Origin of the sequence: Bacillus sp. CCB-MMP212, assembly GCF_022748145.1 — a bacterium.
GTDB lineage: Bacteria > Bacillota > Bacilli > Bacillales > Bacillaceae_G > Bacillus_A > Bacillus_A cereus.
This window is the reverse complement of the sequence record NZ_JALDQE010000010.1, coordinates 54,751-75,829: the sequence shown is the minus strand read 5'-3', so window position 1 is coordinate 75,829 and position 21,079 is coordinate 54,751. Positions and strand designations below refer to the sequence as shown.

Here is a 21,079-nt window from a genome sequence, read left to right as displayed (position 1 = left end):
AGGGGATAAAGGTAAGATGAGTATTTTGCAAGGAATCCTTGATACGTATGCTCAGTTTTTCGACTTGGACATGTGGATTAAAGTGTTGCAAGATCCAGTATCTTGGGGATTAATAGGTACACTTGTTGTACTTGAAGGGTTGTTATCTGCTGATAACGCACTTGTGTTAGCGGTAATGGTAAAACACCTTCCGGAAGAAAAACGTAAAAAAGCATTATTCTATGGACTTATTGGAGCTTATGTGTTCCGCTTTATTGCGATTGGAATCGGGATGTTCTTAATTAAATTAGCATGGGTAAAAGTGTTAGGTGCACTTTACTTAGCGTGGCTTTCAGTTAAATACTTCATTGATAAAAGAAAAGGTAATGCAGAAGAAGAGGAATCTCATGGTATGAACCAAAATAGTATTCTCTTCAGAATGTTCGGTGTCTTCTGGGGAACAGTTGCGATGGTTGAATTAATGGATATCGCATTCTCTGTAGATAGCGTACTTGCTGCATTTGGTGTATCTAATGAAGTTTGGATTTTACTATTAGGCGGAATGCTAGGTATTTTAATGATGCGTGGTATCGCTGGTGTATTCTTAAAATTGTTAGAGCGTATTCCAGAACTTGAAACGACAGCATATATTTTAATTTTAATTATTGCAGCAAAAATGTTATTGTCTGTTATTCATATTGAAATAAGCCATACAGTGTTCTTCATTATTTTAGTTGTAGCATTTGGAGCAACATTTATACTTCACTACATGAAGAATTCTGGACAAGCTAAAGAAGAAGTAGCAGCTACTAAAGAAGACAATAAATAATTGAAATGGGTTTGCTCGTTTTGCGAGCGCCCATTTTTTATAACCAAAAATAGTTTATAATAGAAGAAGGACTTAGAAAAAACGTAAATGTTTTTGGAGGTGAACTGTTGTGTTTTCACGTTTTACACTTCAACCATATGCATTAAAAGATGAATCAGATTTAAAGCAATTTGAAACGCTTTTAGAAAAACGCCCACAATATGAGCTGACAGAGAATGAGATGAAATTTAGTTATATAGCATGTCGAATCCTTGGTGTTCCTAATGATGTAGATGAATATTTTAATGAACTGTTTGATTATAGTGAAGCGAAAGGAATCGAAGTTTTACACGAACAAAATTTAAACAAAGTGATTGATTCGGAAAAGCTTCGTCATATTCAAGAAGTGTTCGGATTACATCAAGAAGCACCAAATGGTCTGACAGTAAATAGGCTAGTTGCACACTTATCTGGGAAACAACTTTTACCGAAAGTAGACAATCCTGATTTACAGCATTACATACATACGACGTTTATTGCAGTATTGAAATTATATGAGAAACAACATAATCAGTCGTTAAAGACAGAAGGCTTCCGTCGTTTCTTAATCGACATAATTAAACTAAGCGAAAATTACGTAGCGAAGTGGTTCTCTACGATTAATTATAAGAAACAGATGCCACGTATCATTTGGTATGGTGATGCACAGGAAAGCCGTATATATTTCTTATATTTTCTTATTATGCTCGGTTGTGATGTGCTTTATTATCACCCCGAAGGAAAAGATGGATTTGAAAATATTGATGAAGAGGGAAGAACTTTTATTGTGTCCCATCCGGGTCGCATTTCTCTTGAACCATTCCCTGATCGCCGCCGCGAGCGTGTTGCAACAGTAGCGTATCAAGCTTCGAAAGAAATTGAACAAGTACTTCACCACGATAATTCACTATTATATAAACCGTGGCAATTCCGTTCGTATACACCTGTAGCACGTACGTTAAAAACGACATATGATGAACTCTTTTTAATTACGAAAGAAAAGGCATTTGTACGTCCAACATTCTTTGTTGAAAATAAACATATTTATATTCCTTCTTTATTTGCGAAAATATCAGGCGTTTCAAAGAATGATAAAGAATATTTTCAACGATTAAAGGCTGTTACATCATTTGATAACAGTTTATTAATTAATACATTCCCGTTTACGAAAGAGCAAAAAGCAAACTTCCAATATCATTATCGAGATGCATTGGACCGAGCTGGAAAATTACATCCTGATCTAATTATGAATAGCCATTGGTGGCCGCATAAGCGTTTACCGGAAGGTTTACAACATGGGATTGCAGAGGCGATTATCCATACGTGCGAAAGTGAAATGTGCAAACCAATTGCGAAAGAGACGAAACAAGATGTAGCGCTATATGTTTTCGCACAACTTTCTCAAATACCACCCAATATTTTAGAACAGCTTGAGAAATTTGATTATTCACAAGATGTACCGAAAATTGTTATATTTAATAATGAGAAGAGCGGAGAATTAACTCGTTCTGACGCTGTTTTATTACTATTTTTAAATCAAATTGGAGTAGATGTATTCCATTTCAATCCCACGGGCAGAAACGATATTGAACCATATGTTGAAGCGGGAGCATTTGATTCCCATTGGCTTGAAGAAGTTAATTTCGATCTTGAGTTTCATGGTTCATCAGCCTATAAAAATTTATCACAAACAATAAAAGGACTATTTCGTCCATTTTTATAAGGAAAGGGAGAATACCATATGAATAACCCAGTCGTACTAGATTCGAAAACTGAATTGAATGAGCAAACCGCACAAGATGTTCGCTTGCAACTTAGACAAGATGCAGATGTGCAACGTATTTATAACGCAGTAGATATTAAAGATCAATTGGAATTAATTGAACTTGGAAAAGAACCTTCTATGGAAATTTCACGTTTTGCTGATCAAATTTTACATACAATGTCATTATCAAAGATAGAAGATTCTGGTGAATTGTTAAAGCAACTTGGTAAAATTATGGACAGATTTGATAGTAAAGACTTTGCTGAAGAAAAAAGTGGTTTCTTCTCGCGCATGTTCAAAAAAGCGGATAAAATGATAGAACAAATCTTTAGTAAATATCAAACGATGGGCCGCGAAATTGATAAGGTTTATGTGGAAATTACGAAGTACCAAGATGAGATGAAAAAATCAATTGGAACGTTAGATGGCTTGTATGAGCAAAACTTAAAATATTATTTAGACTTAGAGAAGTACGTAGTAGCAGGAGAAATGTTATTAGAGCGTTTAAATACAGAATTAGTTCCGATGTATGAAGAGCGCGTGCGTAATAATGATCAATTAGCAGGTATTGAATTAGAGTCGCTTAAAAACTCGGTTGAAATTTTAGAGCAACGTATTGATGATTTAGAAAAAGCGCGTATGGTTGCGCTACTTACAGCGCCGCAAATTCGCATGATTCAACGTGGTAATAATAAATTAATTGGTAAAATCAATACAGCATTTATTACAACGATTCCTATCTTTAAAAATGGTATCATTCAAGCAGTAAATGCGAAACGTCAAAAGCTTGTTGCAGATTCTATGGCTGAACTTGATCGCCGTACAAATGAATTACTTAAGAAAAATGCACAAAATATCGCAACGCAAAGTGTAGAAGTAGCGAGATTATCAGGTTCTTCTAGTATTAAGATGGAAACGCTTGAGGAAACTTGGAACATTATTTCAAGAGGTATGCAAGAAACACAACAAATTGAAGAACAAAATAAACGTGAGCGTGAAGAAAGCCGCAAGCGTATGGCTACATTAACGGAGAATATCAAAAAAGAATTACAAGGATAAATGAAAAGGCAATGAGGAATATTCCTCATTGCCTTTTAGTTTCTCTTCACTAATTTAATAATCTCATTCACAATAAGTGGAATGATACTCAATAAGAGAACAAATCCCCAATCTCGCATCGTTAATGCATGTACACCGAATATATTTGCAAGGGGCGGGATGGAGATGATACAAACTTGCATAAGAACACCGATAAGAAGGGAGAAAACTAAATATTTATTTGTAAAGATCCCAATTGAAAAAATTGATTTCGTTCTTGAACGCAAGTTAAATGAATGAACGAGCTGAGAAAAACTAAGAACGACAAATGCCATCGTTTGAGCGTGTAATAGAGCATCGTCATCAATTCGCTCTGGGAAAAGAGGGAATAAATTTGTATCTCCAGTATAGAATTTTGCTCCGGCGATAAAAGCTATTAGCGTTAAAAGTCCAATGATAACTCCATTGAAAATTAGGAAAGGAACGCTGCCACTAAATAAGCTTTCTTTTGCATGTCGTGGTTTTTCCTTCATCACATCTGGATCTTCAGGATCAACCCCAAGTGATAATGCAGGCAGTGTATCTGTAATTAAATTCACCCATAAAATATGAATAGGTCGTAGTGGTGTTGCCCAGCCGAGTAAAATTGCTAAAAATAAAGCGATAATTTCTCCGAAGTTACAAGAGAGTAGGAAGAGAATTGATTTTTTTATGTTGCGATAAATATTTCTACCTTCTTCAACAGCTTTCACGATAGATGAAAAATTATCATCTGTTAACACAACATCCGCTGCCCCTTTTGCAACGTCTGTTCCTGTAATGCCCATCGCTACGCCGACATCGGCTTGCTTTAAAGATGGTGCATCATTGACGCCATCACCAGTCATAGAAACGATATTTCCTTTCGCGCGTAATGCCTTTACAATTTTCACTTTATGCTCTGGAGAGACTCTAGCGAATACATTTAAATGATTAATTTTGCTAGCTAGTTCTGTATCAGAAATGTTATCTAATTCAGTTCCAATCATAATTTCCGATATTTCTTCAGCAATGCCAAGTTCTTTGGCAATTGCAAAGGCGGTATCTTTATGGTCACCAGTAATCATAACTGTGCGAATACCGGCTTTTTTACATTCTGTAATTGAATCTTTCACTTCAGTTCGTGGTGGATCAATCATACCGACAAGACCAATAAAGATAAGATTTTCTTCAAGATGGTTTATATCCACATTGTTTGAATTGTATTGTTTAAATGCGAATGAAAGTACTCTTAAAGCTTCTTGAGACATTGCTCCGGCAGCTTCTAATATTTGATTTTTATCAGAATCAGTTAAAATCTCGATTTTGCCGTTTTTAAAAATATGGGTACATCGAGGTAAGAGCTTATCAATAGCGCCTTTCGTCATGCTATAGTAGCCTTCATCGTATGTATGTACGGTTGACATCATTTTACGATCTGAATCGAAAGGTACTTCGTTAACACGTTCATGTATTTTTTCTAAATGATCTTTTTGCATGTTAAAAGTGGTTCCAGCAACGAGAAGTGCAATTTCAGTCGGGTCTCCCGTTTGTGATTCGTTAGTGTAAGAAGCATCATTACATAGCACCATATTTTCTAACAATAGACGTTGCGCATCATTATTTACATTTAAAATTTCTAAGCGATCGTATGTGTTATCACTATAAAAGTGAGTAACGGTCATTTTATTTTGCGTTAACGTACCTGTTTTGTCTGAACAAATAATTGTGACAGAACCGAGGGCTTCAACAGCTGGTAGTTTCCGAATGATAACGTTTTGTTTAATCATACGTTGCACACCAATTGCAAGAACGATGGAAACGATAGCTGGCAAGCCTTCTGGAATAGCTGCAACGGCTAAACTAATAGCAGTCATAAACATTTCTAACGTATCCCGGCCTTGTAAAAAACCGATGAGGAACATAACTATACAAATAGCTACAGCGACAAAGCCTAAATATTTTCCGACTTGTGCTAAGCTTTTTTGAAGTGGTGTCATATCATCGTCTGCTTCATGTAAAAGGGTAGCAATCTTACCAATTTGTGAGTTCATTCCAGTTTCAACAGCAACACCGACGCCTCTTCCGTATGTTACAAGAGTGGACATAAATGCCATGTTTTTTTGATCGCCGAGTGGTACTTGCTCATCACTTTGCATGGAAGGGTGGTAGATTGCATCTTTATCAACAGGGACAGATTCGCCAGTTAGAGCAGATTCTTCAACTTTTAAATTTGCGGTTTCAATAAGGCGTAAATCGCATGGGATATATCGTCCGGCGTCGAGCATAACGATATCCCCTGGAACGACGTGCTCAGATGGAATTTCTTTTAGTTCACCATTTCTCTTGACGATAGCTTTAGGTGTTGCCATCTTTTTCAATGCCTCTAAAGCTTGTTCTGCTTTCGATTCTTGGACAACACCGATAACAGCATTTAAAACTACAACAAGCGCGATAATACTGGCATCCGCCCATTCACCTACAAAGGCAGAAATAAGGGCAGCAATAATAAGGACATATACGAGGACGTCATTAATTTGGGCGAAAATACGCTGCCATAAAGTGCGTTTTTGTTTTGTAGCTAATTCATTAGAACCGTATTGCTTTAAACGTTCACTTACAATCTCATCTGTTAAACCGTTTTGTTCGTTTGTTTCTAGGTCAATCAATGTTTGATCTTTCGTCTTACTGTACCAATTGCTCATAAGTAAGCACCTCCAGTAAAAACAGTTAGCAATGGTAGTGTTGCTATTATTTGTGAGTAGTATGTATGGAGAAAAAATCTAAGGTGAGGTTCTACTTCTATTGTACAATATTTTACAGTTGGTTGAGGGAAAGAGAAGAGTTGTCATGAATTTGTTGGAAATAAAAAAGAGCCTCATAATAAGAGAGGCTTTTTTACTTTTTAATTAATGTACCTAATTCTTCTGTAATAGCTTGCATTTCACTAATGCTGAATGTTTCACGTTTCATAACATGATCATAAATGTCACGTAAATCTTCGTACATTTCTTCGTTAAAACTAGCAGCTCTCATCGCTCCAGCATTAACCATACGTAATTTTTCTTTAATAGCTTCGACCATGTATTCAACGTTTTCTTCTGACTTTACGGATAAATCCACCGAAGTGTCCCCCTTTAAAATAACATAAGGCTATCTTAACATTTTTTATCATTTTCGTTAATGGATCTTTTCAATCCTATTAAATTAGTAGGGATTTCCTTTATATTTCATAATTGGTTGTTTATACTATAAGCATATATGAAGAAATGCACCAAGAAGGGAAGAAACAAAAACATGGTTCAAGTATTGTTTGTTTGTCTTGGGAACATTTGCCGTTCTCCGATGGCAGAAGCGATTTTTCGAAATCTTGTCGTAAAAGAGGGACTTGAAGAGAAAATTGTCATTGATTCTGCAGGAACTGGAGATTGGCATGTTGGCCATCCGCCACATAAAGGAACACAAAAAATTTTAAAAGAAAATGCAGTCACTTTTGAAGGAATTAAAGCAAGGCAAGTAGAAAAAGAAGACTTAACAAAGTTTGATTATATTATTGCCATGGACAACAAGAATATAGCAGATTTAAAAAGTTTAGGTAAAACAGGAGGCTATATTGGTAGGCTGTCCGACTTTGTTCCAGACGGTGGCTGGACAGACGTTCCTGACCCTTACTATACAGGGAATTTCCAAGAAGTATATGACCTTGTAACAGAAGGGTGTGCAAAGCTATTAGCTTTCATTCGAAATGAACAAGGAATATGAGGAAGCTTAGAAAGAAATACTTTCTAACATAAGAAATGAAAGGGTGAAGGAATATGGCAAAGAAAAATAATATTGCTCGAAACATTGCGATTGGTGTAGCGGCAGGTGTAGCTGTATCCATGTTAAAGAAAGAAAACCGTGAAAAAGTAAAAAATACAGCAGAAAAAGCAAAAACAAAGATGATTGAAATTGGTGAAAATGCAAAGATCAAAGAAAAAGTGCAAACTGTTACAGATAAAGGACGCGAACTTGCTGATTTCAATGTGGTAAAAGCGAAAGTAGCAGAAATTAAAAAATTAACGCCATCTGTTGTAGAGACGTTAAAAGAAACGAAAGAAATTTTTAGTAAGAAAAAAGTTGAGCCAGAAGAAAAGCCAGAAACGATTGAAATTCAAGCTGTATCTCCAAAGGTAGATGAGCTGAAAGCAGAAGAAGAGCCAGTAGTTGCTGAAGATGGTGGTATGAAAGAAGCGCGTGAATTATTTATAAAAGACTCAAATGCAGTGGAAAAAAAAACTGAAGCGTACATTGAGTTAAAGCAAGATAAAGAAGAGAAGAAAAGCGTTTAAACATATATGAGAAAAATTTTAGAAAAGGTGAGAAGAAATCGTACTTATTCGTTTGGTAAAGATTTATATGACCGGACGATGCGCGATGATGTAGCGGGCTTGGCAGCACAGCTCGCTTATTTCTTCTTGCTTGCAATTTTTCCTGGGCTCGTTTTCTTAATTACGCTTCTTGGATTTATTCCCATTCAAACAGAGGATGTGCTTAGTTTATTAGAGGTTTATGTACCAGATGATGCAATGAACTTAATTGAGGTAAATGTAGATAAAGTTGTAAACCAGCAAAATGGTGGTTTATTATCATTTGGTTTATTATCCATGTTATGGTTTGCCTCAAATGGTGTTAATGCAGTTATGAATGCTTTTAACCGCGCTTATGACGTAAAGGAAACACGTTCTTTTATTACAACAAGAGCGTTATCAATTGTGTTTACATTAGCTATTATTTTTATGATTGTCTTTGCGTTAATTGTTCCGGTATTCGGACAAGTTATTGGAGCAGCAGTGTTTAAAGCACTCGGTTTATCAGATAGTTTTTCTTTCGTATGGAGCATTACACGATTAGTAGCGAGTTTCTTCGTACTATTTGCTTTGTTTAGTTTCTTATATACATTTGCACCAGATCGAAAGTTAAAAAGAAGAGAAGTTATTTCAGGGGCGTTATTTGCTACTGTAGGATGGATTGTGGTGTCTTACTCATTTGCTTATTATGTAGATAAGTTTGCGAATTACGCCAATACATATGGTGGTCTCGGTGGTATCATTATTTTAATGTTATGGTTTTATTTAACTGGATGGGTAATTTTACTTGGCGGTGAAATTAATGGTTTACTCCACCATTATAGAACCGGTGACAATAATTCCCGTAATGAATAATGAGTTCTTGTTCCATAATAAAAAGGAACAGGGGGGATATTTCATGAGTAATAATAAAAAGAACCATAATAATAAAAGTAATAATAAACAAAAGAGCAGTTCGCATCCAAAGCATAAAACGAGTAGCAGTGCGAACGGTCATAATAGCTATCACTAAAAAAACGGGTCCTCTATGAGGGACCCGTTTTATTTGCTTCCTTTTAGTAATCGTAAGCCATTCAAAATGACAAGAATCGTACTTCCTTCATGGCCAATAACACCGAATGGAAGAGCTAAAAATTGCAAGAAGTTTGAACAAATTAGCATGGCAATAACGACTAGCGAAAAGATTACGTTTTGCTTCACAATACGGTTCATTCGTTTTGATAAACGAATTGCTTGGGAAAGGCGAGATAGTTCGTTCTTCATCAGTACAACATCTGCAGTTTCTAAAGCTACATCTGTTCCTTCTCCCATTGCGACACCAATGCTAGCAGTAGCTAGGGCAGGTGCATCATTTATACCGTCTCCAACCATTGCTACTGTACCGTATTTTTCTTTTAACTTTTTAATCGTTTCAACTTTTGTTTCTGGTAAGCATGATGCGTAATATTCCTTTATATTACTTTCAGAGGCAATTGCTTTTGCCGTTTCTTCATTATCTCCAGTAATCATAATTGCTTCGACACCAATGCTTTGTAAATCACGAATAGCAGCTATTGTTTCTTGGCGAAGCGTATCTTTTAAAGCGATAAGTCCAAGAATGCCTCCCTCATCACTAATATAAACGACAGTTTTACCTTCTTTTTCAAGTGAGGCAGAAATACCATTATGAAATGTCTTTGTTTCTTCACCGATAAAATCAGCTTTACCTATTTTATAAGCGTTGTTTTCCAATATTCCTTTTAGACCAAAACCAGTTACATCTTCAACCTTTTCTGGTTTTTTTAAAGTAATGTCGTACGCATGTTGTGCATATTTAACAATGGATTCAGCTAAAGGATGTGTAGAGTGACTTTCAATTGATGCTGTAATATAAAGTACTTCTTTTTCTGTTATATTTTCTCGAACATATACATCTGTTACGGTAGGTTTACCTTCTGTTAATGTTCCTGTTTTATCAAACGCGATTGCTTTCACAGAAGCAAGGCGTTCTAAATGTATACCGCCTTTAAAGAGAATACCGTTTCTCGCTCCGTTAGAAATGGCTGATAACGTAGCTGGTGTAATGGCAGCTACGAGCGCACAAGGAGATGCGACTACAAGTAAGATCATAGCGCGATAAAACGTTTCATTCCAGCTCCAGTCAAGTAAGAAATGAGGAACGAACATCATAAGCGCAACAACGAGTAGTACACCTTTTACGTATGTTCCTTCAAACTTTTCAATGAATAGTTGTGATGGTGATTTTTCACTTTGTGCACTTTGGACGAGACGGATAATCTTTTGGAATAATGTTTGATCGCTCGGCTTCGTAATTTTAACTTCGATAGCACCACGTAAATTTACAGTACCGGCAAATACTTCATCGCCATGTCTTTTCTCATTTGGAATAGGTTCTCCTGTGATTGCTGCCTCATCGATATTTGTTTCACCGTTATGAATCGTACCGTCAGCAGGAACACGTTCACCGGGTTTAATTAAAATAATGTCGTTAATTTGTAACTCTCCAACAGGAACACGTTCCTCAGTTCCGGTGGAAATACGTAATGCTTCTTCAGGCTGTAAGTCAAGAAGAGCGGAAATTTCTTTTTGGCTCTTACTTAACGTATAAGATTCCATAGCACCGCTGAGTGCAAAGATGAAGATTAAAATAGCCCCTTCTGCCCAGTAGCCAATAATTGCAGCACCAATAGCTGCAAAGAGCATTAGCATTTCAACATTTAGCTCTTTTTCTTCAATCGTATCTTCAATTCCTTCTTTTGCTTTTGCATATCCACCAACTATATAAGCAAGGATATAGCAAGTAATACCTACATTCATTGCATCGTTCTTTGTAAATAACCAACCAACTAAAATAAAAATACCAGATGCTACTGCAAATACAAGTTCATAATGTTTTTTTAATGTGTCCCATAAAGAGGGATGAGAAATTGTTTCTTTTGCGTGTACCGTTTTTACTTCTGAGTTCATTACTACTCGCTCCTTCCGAATTCTTATTGAGAAAAATAATCAAAATCGAAACCCCTATAAAACGACGAAAGCTGCCATCCATAATGGATAGCAGCATTTCTGTTGAATCTGTTTTTAATCGTTCTTATGTTGTAATTATTCTATAGTATATCATATGTTTTTATGAGATGGTACGGTTTTGTTTCAAGTATAAACGGAAAACTTGTGTTTTCGCAATTCCTTTGGTATATATGAATATTGTTCATAAAAAGGTCGGAAAGGAAGACAACAAGTGAAGACAGAGAAATTTTTTACCCATCCGATTGGCGTATTTATTGCTGCAATAGTAGCAACTTTTTTATGGGGAAGCGCATTTCCTTTTATTAAATTAAGTTATGTTGAACTTGGAATTCAACCACAAGAAGTTGGAGAGCAAATATTATTTGCCGGTTATCGTTTCTTTTTATCTGGATTCATGCTCTTATTATTCTTTAAAGTGTTAGGAAAAGATATGAGCTTCAAAAAAGGAACGGGGAAACAGTTAATACAAATTGGTTTATTCCAAACGTTTCTTCAATATATCTGTTTTTATATTGGAATGAGTTATAGTTCGGGAATTGAAGGAGCTATCATTTCAGGGACATCATCATTCTTTCAAATTTTACTCGCCCATTTTTTATATAAAGATGATGCCCTCAATATGAGAAAAATAATTGGCGTATCGATTGGCTTTTGTGGCGTCGTTTTAGTAAATATGCCGAGTGATGGTAGCTTATCATTTCATTTTGGAATCGGAAGCTTATTACTTCTTAGTGCAGCAATGCTGTATTCATATGGAAACATATTAGCGAAAGAAGGTAGTAAAACGTTAGATGTTGGCTATATGACAGCATACCAAATGATGTTTGGTTCTATAGGATTATTATGTATAGGGGCTTTACAAGTTGGAGTAATGCCATTTACATTTAGTCTACATGCACTACTTATGCTGATTTATTTATCTTTCTTATCTGCAGCTGGTTTTTGCATTTGGAATACAATTATGAAGTACAATAAGGTTGGAAAAGTATCTATGTATATGTTCTTTATACCCGTATTTGGTGTGTTATTATCGAGCATGATTTTAGGTGAAGCAATTCATTCATTTGTGTTACTCGGTTTAGCATGTGTAGCCGCGGGAATTATTGTGGTAAATCGGACGCCAGCTAAGCAAAAAATAGAGAAAGAAAAACAAGTAGCATAGAAAGCAGAAAAGCGATTACAATGGAAGAACAGTACTGTTCTTCTTTTTTTATAGAAAAAGGATAATAGACTAAGTGTAACGAAAAAAGATACAAAAAGCATTTATTGAGGAGAACATATTATGAATCTACTTTACGTGGTGTTAATTGGGCAAATACTTCTTTTTTTAATTGGTGCAATTTATGCAATGCGGCAGACAAAAAGAACGAAAGATAATATGCCGTTACCTTTAGCAATCCGTCTTATTCTTAGTTTTTCTTTAACAGGTAGTGCAATTTGGATATGGTTACAAGATCCATCTGTAGAGTATAGTACGTGGGTTGCACTTGGTATGACTTTATCGACTGTGGGAGATTTGTTTATGGCTGGGCTGATTCCAATTGGTCACAGGTTAATTGGTGGGATGGTTACTTTCGCTCTTGCTCATTGTTTTTATGTAAAAGCATTTTTGCAAACAGGAATTTCGTGGAATGGTTTTTGGATTGGCTTACTCGTATATGGGCTCTTTCTAATTGTAGGATGGTTCTTCTTTATCCGAAATGATAAACAGGATAAATTGTTTACGATAGGAGCTCTAATTTACGGATTGTGGGTTGGAGGAATGGCTTGCTTTGCATTCGCCTTATATTATGAAAATACAGGAATATGGTGGATACCAGCGTTTGGTGGTTTACTGTTTGTGATTTCTGATTTTATTATTGGCGTGACAGATATCGGAGGGCGTAAATTGAAGTATGAGCCACTTTGGATTTGGTTTACATATGTAGCTGCTCAAATGTGTATTGTATATGTGGGATTATAAAAAGATACTCTCAAAATAGTGAATAGACTATTTTGAGAGTATCTTTTTTGCTTGTTTAATTTGATCAGTATTAACATTTTGAAATTTCTAATATTATAATTTTATAATTCAGAATTTTGTAGAAAAATATCAGTTGTATTATTTATAATAAAAGTAAAAAGATGATGAGATGGTGAAATGATGCAAAAGAAAAAACGTTGGCGTGAATTCTTTGGAACTATTGCAATTGCATGTTTATTGGTGTTTTTGGCGAAAATTTTTGTGTTTTTCCCTACGACTGTAAAAGGAGCATCTATGAGGCCAACGTTGCAAGATGGAGATAAGGTAATTGTTAATAAGTTAGCAAAACAATTTGAAAGCTATGGGAGAGAAGATATTATTGTTGTGAAAACAGATAATTTTTATGTCAAAAGAGTGATTGGATTATCTGGAGATATAATTGAGATGAGAAATGATCAATTATATGTAAATTCTGAAGTGAAAGATGAAGAGTATTTGGATAGTAATAAAAAACAAGCAGAAAAAAAACTTATGAATTTAACAGAGGACTTTGGACCGATTACAGTTCCTAAAAATAAGATTTTTGTTATGGGAGATAATCGCTTAATAAGTAAAGATAGTAGAAATGGTTTAGGTTTTATTGATAGAGAAGATGTGTTAGGAAAGTTAGCAGGCATTTATTATCCGTTTGAACATATGAAAATAATAAAGTAAAAAACCAAGCAAATTTTAGTTTGCTTGGTTTTTTTGTTAAACAGTAGGAGATTCGTTAGATACAAACATATCTTCATGTTTCTTTGTAGTACTTAAAACGAATTTATGTTGTAGCAATTGTAGTTTAAATAACGCCAAAGGATCATGATATGTTTCTGGATTGCTTCTTAGCGTTGCTAATGTTTGCTCGTCTTCCTTTATCTCAAGTTGAGCTGCATCCACATTTTGTTTCAATATGCTAAGTGGATCTTTAAAGAACATCATGATATCACGTTCTAATGCACCTTCAAATACTTCAAATTGTAGGAAGAATTGTTTTGAAATTGTGTGAGCAATTTCTGTATAGTCTTCTGTTTCAATATATTGTTTATATTTGTTGGCGAGCATAGATTGGTTTTTTTGCATATTACCAAATAATTTTCCGGCACTTTTTAAGAAAAACTGTGTTGGTGTAAAGCGTAATAAAATATTGATGTTCGTTACTGTAATTCGATTTGTCATTCGTACAACATCTCGATTCCAATCATCTAATAATTTGAAATCGCAAGGAAGTTTCATACGTTCTTCTTTATATAATTTATTAAACGTTTCACTCATTTCATCTAAATAAGCTTGAGCTTGAATAAATTCATTATGTGCTGTTTCAATCCATTCTTGAATAGACCCAGTAAATTTAGGAAGAAGTACCTGTTGTACATGCTTTTGAACTCGTTCATTCATTGCAGCATTTAATTCTTCATGAACTAGTTTGAAATCACTATCTTCTTGAACAAGATCAGAGCAGCTCTGTAATAATTCAGGAATTTGAGAATGTATATCTCGTGTAATTTCTTCTTTCGTTAAAAGATAGGATTCGGTAATAGAGCGAATTTTATCTTTTTCAAGAGCAGTAAGGTTATTAATAAATCCAGTAAGTTTCACTGAGATGTGTTTATTCCAGCGTACGGATTTTACTAATGTATTTTCTAATTCCACACGTTCATTTATGAGATAAGCAATTGTCTTTTGCGTAAACCATATTAGCTTTTCTATACGTTCTTTTTCTATATTGCGTTTTGCAAGATTAGAGAGAATAGATTCTGTTACATCTCCAAGTTGCTGACTACTCTCTTGCGAAGGAGAGTATGGGAAGAATTGTGCATCTGGAAAATGTACTTTAAGTTTACTAATTAGTTTTTCATTAGTAGTCGTATTATTTGTGTGTAATACGAAGTGAATTTGTAAGTTTGGTACTTGTTCACGTAAATAAATTAACGTATCAATTTCTTCACTATGCAATGGTGAAGAAGAATTTAATACGTAAACAAGGCTATCTGCTGCTTGTAAGTATTCAAAGTATGCATTGTTTTTATCCAATTGTCCTTGAATGGATGGTGTAATAAGAAATGTAAACTTATTTTTTCTTAAAAATCTACTTGGTAGCTTAATTTCTATACATTTTTTCTCAAGTGCTGACTGAGCAGATGTAGCCGCTATTTGATGGAATTCATCAAGGTTAGAGATATTTCTGATATCTAACTCGGTAAATTCTGTTATTTCAGTTTGACTAGCGTCTTTAAATAGAATAGGAGTTGTTAAAGTTTCAGTTAAGATGTTCTCTCCTAATATTGAATTAACAAATGATGTTTTATCATGGTCACGAGTTCCAGCTATTAGTAGTGGTGTGACATTTAAATCACATAGTTCATGGACGAGTAGCGTAAATTGATGACTTAAATCTACATCATTTTTCTCAGCCCATACAGCGATTGTTTCGAATAAATGAGAAACTATTTCCATATTTACATCTGCTTCAGCTGATGTATTAGAAAGTAAGGATCCAGCACTTTTTACGAGTAATGATTCTAAGGTTGTAGGTGAGACTTCATTCCATGCTAATACTGCTGCAGAGACAACTAGAGAATCTTTTGCTTTCGTTAAACTGAACCAATTTGTTAATAGATTTGGTACAAGTCCGTTTAATTCATGCATAAAATGATTTCCGGTAATTAATGCAAAGTATGTTTCTTGATAGCGAGTAGAAATTTCATTCCAATCGTCATTATTGTCTGTTTCAATATGCAAGAATAAATGATTAATACTTTGAATCCAAGGAAGGTATAAGGATTCATGTTGGTAGCTATTCCAAAGAGCAATAACAAGTTCTTTAAATTGAGCTTGATCAACAGCATATAGAGCTTTTAAAGACTCATAGAAATATTCAGGCTTAATATTTTTAGTAAATCCTTTGTTTATGTAATTTATTAATGTATCAAACCAGTGTAAAGATTGTGTTCGAATACCTTCTTGAACAGCTAGTTCGATAGCGTTGTTCCAATCTTCTTGTTTTTCATAGAAAGAACGTGCAATTGCAGTAATGTTTGGATAATCCGGTTGGAATGCAACAGCTTCACTAATCGTCTTAAAAGCAAGTCCTAAACGATCTTGTTCGATATAAAGAGAAAGAAGTTGTAATGAAACTTCCATCGTAAGAGTTGTATCTTCTGTTTGAATAGATTGATAAATTTCTTCTGCCTTTGGTAGGAATCCTAGTTCAAAATAAGCATCTGCAATATTTTTTGTTGCCCAAAGTGCAAGAGTATTATTAACTTTTTCCCATTTAAATATAGCTGCTTCAAAATCTTTATTTTGATAATAAAATTCACCTTGAGCAAATCGAATATTAGAAATGTTGGAGAATTCATTTTTAGATTCATTTATATATGCTTCACCGAGTACTTCCGATGCAGGAGTAGAAGTTTCTTCTGTTAAAAATGTTTTATAGTAAACTTTTTGAATAAATTGATTTTCAATGGTCATGTTCGTTCCCCCCTGTATAATTTAGAAAAATGATGTTGTATGTAAAAGGGTTCATGTTCTTTTAATAGGTAGAAGTTGGATTATATAGACCAAACTATGTTTTTGCTAGATATATCATTTTTCTTGAGAGTTAAACCGTTGCGAAAAGTAACTTTCCTTTATTGTAACAAAAAAACACGCATATGAATTTTTATTTTTTATCAGGACATTTGCAGGCAGTAAGAATCTAATCTCAAAATTAGTGAATGTAAGTGAATTATGTCGGAGGCGAGATACCTGTAGAAGCCTGATGGATGTAGGCTAATAATCAGTAGAGGATGAAGAAAACCCACGCGGATTGAAGTTTAATTTTATCTCTGTTAAAGGAAAGAATAGAAGTAGAGTTCATTATAAAAACAATGTATAGTGAATATGTATACCATGTTTGCCTTAAAGATAGAAAGGGTACAATGTGGAATAACGATCGTGCATAGGATGTGTCTTCCGAATGGAACAACATATTGGCGAGTTAATCGCGCATTATGGCTATTTTGGAATTGTTATAGCCTTGGCTGGTGGGATTGTCGGATTACCGATACCAGACGAGTTTTTATTGACCTTTGTTGGTTATAATGTTTCAAAAGGAGTTATGTCAGGAACCGCTGCTTTTTTAAGTGGGATGGCTGGTGCGATGTTAGGGATTACGTTAAGCTACATATTAGGTTTAAAACTTGGGCTCCCTGTTTTAAAGAAATATGGGCCGAAAATTAGAATTAAAGAACATCACATTGAAAAAACACATATTTTATTTGAAAAATATGGGCCATTTCTTTTAATGATTGGTTATTTTATACCGGGAGTACGTCATTTAACAGCATATTTTGCTGGGGTATCAAATTTGACACTTTGGCGTTTTTGTTTGTACGCTTACGGTGGTGCGCTCATTTGGATAAGTGTTTTTATTGGGCTTGGCTGGAAGTTAGGCGAGAAGTGGCGCTTCGTTGAGTATAGTTTACATCATTATGGAATATGGATTTTATTAATTTCAGCAGTTGTTACATGTGTTGTATGGTTTTATATAAAGAAAAAGAAAAACCGCTAATAGCGGTTTTTTTAGCTGAAAGCAATAAATAATACACCAGCTGTAATAAAGACTACACCAACGCCGGTCATAAAGTTTAACTTTTCACCGAGTATAATCATAGCGAGAATGATAGCAAATACGACGCTTAATTTATCGACAGGAGCTACTTGTGAAACCTTTCCTGTTTTGAGGGCAAGAAAATAAAATAGCCATGACGAAGCACCTGCAATCCCACTTAATGTGATAAATAGCAGTGCTTTTTTATTTAGCAGTACGTCGCCGATATTTTGAAATTTACCTTGTATGATAATAACGCCTATCATAAATAATGCCATAATAATAGATCGAATTGTTGTTGCAACGTTTGCATCGATTCCGTCTAAACCAAACTTTCCAAAAATCGATACAAGGGCAGCAGCAATTGCTGATAATAGTGCAAACAAGAGCCACGAACTCATAGTAAAATCCCTCCAATCTTACAGTATTATACATGAAAATGATTCTCATGTATAAAGTTGAAGCAATTGAGGTTTATAGGAAGCACGACTTCAACTTAACTTCTTGTTCCACCTGAATTTTAAGGTGGGAGTTTGACTGCCCGCAAATAGTGGGCTAAATAACGAAATAATCCCCACCTTATATTTTTAATAAGGTGGGGATTATTATACTACTCTGCAATTTCCTCATATAAAAAGTACGTTACATTATAAATATGTTCTACTTCATCGTCTGTCATAAACAGTAATTCGTCACGCTCAATCCCTTTTTTCTTTTCAATAAACTCAATCATGTTTTTGCGTTCTTCTCTCTTCATCAATTTTATTTCTCCTCTCAATCTGTTTTAATACAGTTTATTTAAGTTACTGCTATTATATAACAGAATCTTTAGAAAGTTCCACCTATTTTATTGTTTTTTTCAAAAGAACTTTTCGACAAAACAAGCCCACCTAAGGGGGGCTTGTTTTATTTTATAGTCGTAAAAACTCAGGCTCCGTCGTACCGGCACCATCAATGTAATAAATTGTGTCGGGATTGATTTTTATCAATACGTAATTAGGGTCTTCGGGGCCGAGTAACCAACGTTTTAAGCTATTATTCCAAAACTTGTTTTTTAATGTCGAGTCTTCCTCGATTGAAGCTAACCCTTCAACTTCAATATAATCTTCATCTAACTTTTTCCCTTCTCGTCCGAGTAATACATGGACATTAGGATTGTTTTCAATATCTGTTATCTTTTTTGATTGTCGATCTGTTGCAACGTACAGTACAAAATCTTCATGGAAAAACATCATAAAGGCGCTATGAGGTTTCTCATTTCGTACTGTAGATAATACACCGGTACGTTGACCTTGAATAATAGTTGCGATTTTTTCTTTTAAGTGCATAATTTTAACCCCTTTTCACAATTTATAATTCTGTCTGTTTAAACAAGATAATTTAAATATCTTTCATACTGTTTTCTTCAATCCGATTTTTTAAACGTAATTGTGATGAAATCGGACAAGTTAGGAGAAGAATAATAATAATATTGAGGAGAAATACATACGATGGAAGGGTGAAAAGCATGTTTAATAAAATATTTCTTATAGTAGCACTTATAGGTGTACCACTATCTGTACTTGGAAAAACACTTCATTGGCCAGAAACAATTATGTTCGCTGTGTATTGTATTACGATTATCGCGTTAGCTGGTTTTATGGGGAGAGCAACAGAGAGTTTAGCAATTGTATCTGGTCCTAGAATAGGCGGATTATTAAATGCTACTTTCGGTAATGCTGTTGAACTTATCATTTCAATTTTTGCACTTCAAGCGGGGTTAATTGAAGTGGTGTTAGCTTCTTTAACGGGTTCTGTACTTGGAAATTTATTATTAGTAGGAGGACTATCCTTCTTTGTAGGTGGACTTAAATATAAAAGGCAAAGCTTTAACGTTTACGATGCAAGGCATAATTCAGCTTTATTAATATTTGCTGTTGTCGTGGCCTTTGTTATCCCAGAGATCTTTTCAATGAAGATGGACGCTGGCAAGACGTATCAATTAAGTATAGGTGTTTCTATTATTATGATTATCATGTACATTGCTGCATTACTATTTAAGTTAGTTACGCACCGTGGTGTATATCAACATAAAAGTGACGAAGTAGCGCATGAAGAAGAGCCAGAGTGGTCGAAAGGGAAGGCACTCCTTATTTTAGCGATAGCAACACTGGCGGTAGCTTATGTATCAGAGGCGCTCGTGCATACTTTTGAAACTGTTGCAAAATCATTTGGTTGGTCAGAATTATTTATAGGGGTTATTATCGTTGCAATTGTTGGAAATGCAGCGGAACATGCATCTGCAATTATTATGGCTTATAAAAATAAAGTAAATATTGCAGTCGAAATTGCAATAGGTTCTACATTACAAATCGCCATGTTTGTTGCTCCTGTACTAGTATTGCTATCTATGTTCTTCGCGCAGAAGATGCCTTTAGTATTTACCATACCAGAACTTGTATCTATGATTACAGCCGTTTTCTTAACGATTGCGATTTCAAATGATGGAGATACAAACTGGTTTGAAGGCGGCACTTTACTAGCCGCGTATGTCATTATGGGAATTGGTTTTTATTTATTATGAAAAATAGGCATAACAATTGTGCTCAGAGAAAACAATAAACAAAGTAGTATATATACCTTTACATAGGAAGGAGCCAGACAGGTGAAACGAGTATACAGCATATGTCTTTCAACTATGGTCTCGTTTATTTTATTATTTCCTAACATGAGTTTTGCAAAGACAACAGTAGGAACAAAAATGCCTTCATCTGTTTTAAATATTTCAAAAGACAATACATTTCCAAATGATGCGCAAGATTTGCCACGTTTACAGCCAAGTAAGTTTGCTCAAGAACTATTGAAAACAGCTAATATTAAAATTGAAAATCCAGACTTAATTCGGATGTTTAATGAAACGACAATTTCAAATGCGCCGCTTGCAGTAGGGTACCGGGCAAAAATTTATTTAGGTCAATGGGCTTTACATTATGAATCAGTAGACACATCGATTAATTGGGAATATAAACAAGTGAATCGAAATGTGTATGATAATCGCGGAGGAGACCGTTTATATCCACTTCGCTATAAGCAAGAAACACAAAAGACGGTTGAAGGCGATTTAACAGCAGATATGAAAGATGCTGCAGATGTGAAAAAAATGATGCTTCTCAAAGCGCTTGAAAAAGTACAATTGCCCCTTTCGTTTAAAACAACTATTGGTTATGGTACTGGACATGAGCGTGTGTATAATATTAGTCCGAGTCAACTCGGATATTTATACGCTTATACACCAGCAGTAAATGAAAAGGGAAAAGTAACATTTGGAGAAGTGTATCTTGTATTAAAGGGAAATCAAAAAAGACTTGTTGTGAAAAATATTACTTCTCAAGGAATTGGAGCGGCGATTCCAATTCATGATCATTTATTTTTTAAATTCATTTCTTCTTCCCACTCGCAATAACATAAAAAACGTCAGCTT

19 protein-coding genes are annotated in these 21,079 nt (G+C 34.8%); 12 read left to right on the top strand and 7 right to left on the bottom strand.

Annotation, left to right across the window (positions count from 1 at the left end; genetic code table 11):
- The first annotated feature begins 16 nt into the window (after positions 1 to 16).
- The 3 genes from MRP26_RS23540 to MRP26_RS23530 all read left to right on the top strand — a co-directional run bounded on the left by MRP26_RS23540 (position 17) and on the right by MRP26_RS23530 (position 3,650).
- Complete coding sequence (locus tag MRP26_RS23540; protein WP_023520991.1) at positions 17 to 808, top strand: TerC family protein; 792 nt, start codon at positions 17 to 19, stop codon at positions 806 to 808.
- Between the two features lie 109 nt (positions 809 to 917).
- Positions 918 to 2,549 carry a YceG family protein gene (locus MRP26_RS23535; RefSeq protein WP_242807000.1) on the top strand — a complete coding sequence of 544 codons (1,632 nt, stop codon included), beginning with the start codon at positions 918 to 920 and terminating at the stop codon, positions 2,547 to 2,549.
- An 18-nt stretch (positions 2,550 to 2,567) separates the two neighbouring features.
- Positions 2,568 to 3,650, top strand: coding sequence for a toxic anion resistance protein (locus MRP26_RS23530; protein ID WP_001064413.1), 1,083 nt, complete (start codon positions 2,568 to 2,570; stop codon positions 3,648 to 3,650).
- A gap of 35 nt (positions 3,651 to 3,685) precedes the next feature.
- Here the strand turns inward: MRP26_RS23530 and MRP26_RS23525 are convergent, their stop codons facing one another.
- Both MRP26_RS23525 and MRP26_RS23520 read right to left on the bottom strand, forming a co-directional pair.
- Positions 3,686 to 6,352, bottom strand: a complete 2,667-nt coding sequence (locus MRP26_RS23525; protein WP_197241083.1) for a cation-translocating P-type ATPase — start codon at positions 6,350 to 6,352, stop codon at positions 3,686 to 3,688.
- 193 nt (positions 6,353 to 6,545) lie between these two features.
- The gene (locus MRP26_RS23520) at positions 6,546 to 6,770 is read right to left on the bottom strand and encodes a DUF1128 domain-containing protein (protein ID WP_000366196.1); all 225 of its coding nucleotides are present in this window, start codon (positions 6,768 to 6,770) and stop codon (positions 6,546 to 6,548) included.
- A 174-nt stretch (positions 6,771 to 6,944) separates the two neighbouring features.
- On the opposite strand from MRP26_RS23520, the gene MRP26_RS23515 reads away from it, so the two are divergent.
- The 3 genes from MRP26_RS23515 to MRP26_RS23505 are packed head-to-tail and all read left to right on the top strand — an operon-like array spanning position 6,945 to position 8,851.
- Complete coding sequence (locus MRP26_RS23515) at positions 6,945 to 7,409, top strand: low molecular weight protein-tyrosine-phosphatase (protein WP_000250916.1); 465 nt, start codon at positions 6,945 to 6,947, stop codon at positions 7,407 to 7,409.
- 53 nt (positions 7,410 to 7,462) lie between these two features.
- Positions 7,463 to 7,978 carry a DUF4075 domain-containing protein gene (locus MRP26_RS23510; RefSeq protein WP_001085387.1) on the top strand — a complete coding sequence of 172 codons (516 nt, stop codon included), beginning with the start codon at positions 7,463 to 7,465 and terminating at the stop codon, positions 7,976 to 7,978.
- 6 nt (positions 7,979 to 7,984) lie between these two features.
- The gene (locus MRP26_RS23505) at positions 7,985 to 8,851 is read left to right on the top strand and encodes a YihY/virulence factor BrkB family protein (protein ID WP_001226536.1); all 867 of its coding nucleotides are present in this window, start codon (positions 7,985 to 7,987) and stop codon (positions 8,849 to 8,851) included.
- A 186-nt stretch (positions 8,852 to 9,037) separates the two neighbouring features.
- Here the strand turns inward: MRP26_RS23505 and MRP26_RS23500 are convergent, their stop codons facing one another.
- Positions 9,038 to 10,963 carry a heavy metal translocating P-type ATPase gene (locus tag MRP26_RS23500; protein ID WP_242806998.1) on the bottom strand — a complete coding sequence of 642 codons (1,926 nt, stop codon included), beginning with the start codon at positions 10,961 to 10,963 and terminating at the stop codon, positions 9,038 to 9,040.
- A gap of 271 nt (positions 10,964 to 11,234) precedes the next feature.
- On the opposite strand from MRP26_RS23500, the gene MRP26_RS23495 reads away from it, so the two are divergent.
- From MRP26_RS23495 to lepB, 3 genes are all read left to right on the top strand, one after another.
- Positions 11,235 to 12,185: a DMT family transporter gene (locus tag MRP26_RS23495; protein WP_000845702.1), complete on the top strand. Its 951-nt coding sequence runs from the start codon at positions 11,235 to 11,237 to the stop codon at positions 12,183 to 12,185.
- Between the two features lie 120 nt (positions 12,186 to 12,305).
- A complete protein-coding gene (locus MRP26_RS23490) occupies positions 12,306 to 12,986 on the top strand; it encodes a lysoplasmalogenase (RefSeq protein ID WP_001051080.1) in 681 nt (226 codons plus the stop codon).
- Positions 12,987 to 13,163: 177 nt separating this feature from the next.
- On the top strand, positions 13,164 to 13,700 hold the full coding sequence (gene lepB / locus MRP26_RS23485) for a signal peptidase I (protein WP_000983310.1): 537 nt from the start codon (positions 13,164 to 13,166) through the stop codon (positions 13,698 to 13,700).
- Between the two features lie 36 nt (positions 13,701 to 13,736).
- On the opposite strand, the gene MRP26_RS23480 is transcribed toward lepB, so the two are convergent.
- Positions 13,737 to 16,499 (bottom strand): tetratricopeptide repeat protein, encoded by a 2,763-nt coding sequence (locus MRP26_RS23480; RefSeq protein ID WP_242806996.1) that lies wholly within the window; start codon positions 16,497 to 16,499, stop codon positions 13,737 to 13,739.
- 487 nt (positions 16,500 to 16,986) lie between these two features.
- Between MRP26_RS23480 and MRP26_RS23475 the strand changes: the two genes are divergently transcribed.
- Positions 16,987 to 17,580 (top strand): DedA family protein, encoded by a 594-nt coding sequence (locus tag MRP26_RS23475; RefSeq protein ID WP_000434876.1) that lies wholly within the window; start codon positions 16,987 to 16,989, stop codon positions 17,578 to 17,580.
- An 11-nt stretch (positions 17,581 to 17,591) separates the two neighbouring features.
- Here MRP26_RS23475 and MRP26_RS23470 read toward each other — a convergent pair whose 3' ends face one another.
- The 3 genes from MRP26_RS23470 to MRP26_RS23460 form a co-directional block, all read right to left on the bottom strand.
- Positions 17,592 to 18,020, bottom strand: coding sequence for an EamA family transporter (locus tag MRP26_RS23470; protein ID WP_088024138.1), 429 nt, complete (start codon positions 18,018 to 18,020; stop codon positions 17,592 to 17,594).
- A 209-nt stretch (positions 18,021 to 18,229) separates the two neighbouring features.
- Entirely contained in the window at positions 18,230 to 18,376 is a 147-nt protein-coding gene (locus tag MRP26_RS23465; RefSeq protein ID WP_000817786.1) for a BH0509 family protein, read from the bottom strand.
- Positions 18,377 to 18,530: 154 nt separating this feature from the next.
- The gene (locus MRP26_RS23460; protein WP_000550219.1) at positions 18,531 to 18,947 is read right to left on the bottom strand and encodes a pyridoxamine 5'-phosphate oxidase family protein; all 417 of its coding nucleotides are present in this window, start codon (positions 18,945 to 18,947) and stop codon (positions 18,531 to 18,533) included.
- 179 nt (positions 18,948 to 19,126) lie between these two features.
- Here MRP26_RS23460 and cax point away from each other — a divergent pair, with 179 nt between their 5' ends.
- Entirely contained in the window at positions 19,127 to 20,182 is a 1,056-nt protein-coding gene (gene cax, locus MRP26_RS23455) for a calcium/proton exchanger (RefSeq protein WP_140155518.1), read from the top strand.
- Between the two features lie 81 nt (positions 20,183 to 20,263).
- Positions 20,264 to 21,061 (top strand): YfkD famly protein, encoded by a 798-nt coding sequence (locus MRP26_RS23450; RefSeq protein ID WP_002083605.1) that lies wholly within the window; start codon positions 20,264 to 20,266, stop codon positions 21,059 to 21,061.
- Positions 21,062 to 21,079: the final 18 nt, after the last annotated feature.

Bases quoted from the DNA above. Each gene is read 5' to 3' on its own strand.
- MRP26_RS23540 (WP_023520991.1), top strand. From the start codon at position 17: ATGAGTATTTTGCAAGGAATCCTTGATACGTATGCTCAGTTTTTCGAC.
- MRP26_RS23530 (WP_001064413.1), top strand. From the start codon at position 2,568: ATGAATAACCCAGTCGTACTAGATTCGAAAACTGAATTGAATGAGCAA.
- MRP26_RS23525 (WP_197241083.1), bottom strand. From the start codon at position 6,352: ATGAGCAATTGGTACAGTAAGACGAAAGATCAAACATTGATTGACCTA.
- MRP26_RS23515 (WP_000250916.1), top strand. From the start codon at position 6,945: ATGGTTCAAGTATTGTTTGTTTGTCTTGGGAACATTTGCCGTTCTCCG.
- MRP26_RS23510 (WP_001085387.1), top strand. From the start codon at position 7,463: ATGGCAAAGAAAAATAATATTGCTCGAAACATTGCGATTGGTGTAGCG.
- MRP26_RS23505 (WP_001226536.1), top strand. From the start codon at position 7,985: ATGAGAAAAATTTTAGAAAAGGTGAGAAGAAATCGTACTTATTCGTTT.
- MRP26_RS23500 (WP_242806998.1), bottom strand. From the start codon at position 10,963: ATGAACTCAGAAGTAAAAACGGTACACGCAAAAGAAACAATTTCTCAT.
- MRP26_RS23490 (WP_001051080.1), top strand. From the start codon at position 12,306: ATGAATCTACTTTACGTGGTGTTAATTGGGCAAATACTTCTTTTTTTA.
- lepB (WP_000983310.1), top strand. From the start codon at position 13,164: ATGATGCAAAAGAAAAAACGTTGGCGTGAATTCTTTGGAACTATTGCA.
- MRP26_RS23480 (WP_242806996.1), bottom strand. From the start codon at position 16,499: ATGACCATTGAAAATCAATTTATTCAAAAAGTTTACTATAAAACATTT.
- MRP26_RS23475 (WP_000434876.1), top strand. From the start codon at position 16,987: ATGGAACAACATATTGGCGAGTTAATCGCGCATTATGGCTATTTTGGA.
- MRP26_RS23470 (WP_088024138.1), bottom strand. From the start codon at position 18,020: ATGAGTTCGTGGCTCTTGTTTGCACTATTATCAGCAATTGCTGCTGCC.
- MRP26_RS23465 (WP_000817786.1), bottom strand. From the start codon at position 18,376: ATGAAGAGAGAAGAACGCAAAAACATGATTGAGTTTATTGAAAAGAAA.
- MRP26_RS23460 (WP_000550219.1), bottom strand. From the start codon at position 18,947: ATGCACTTAAAAGAAAAAATCGCAACTATTATTCAAGGTCAACGTACC.
- cax (WP_140155518.1), top strand. From the start codon at position 19,127: ATGTTTAATAAAATATTTCTTATAGTAGCACTTATAGGTGTACCACTA.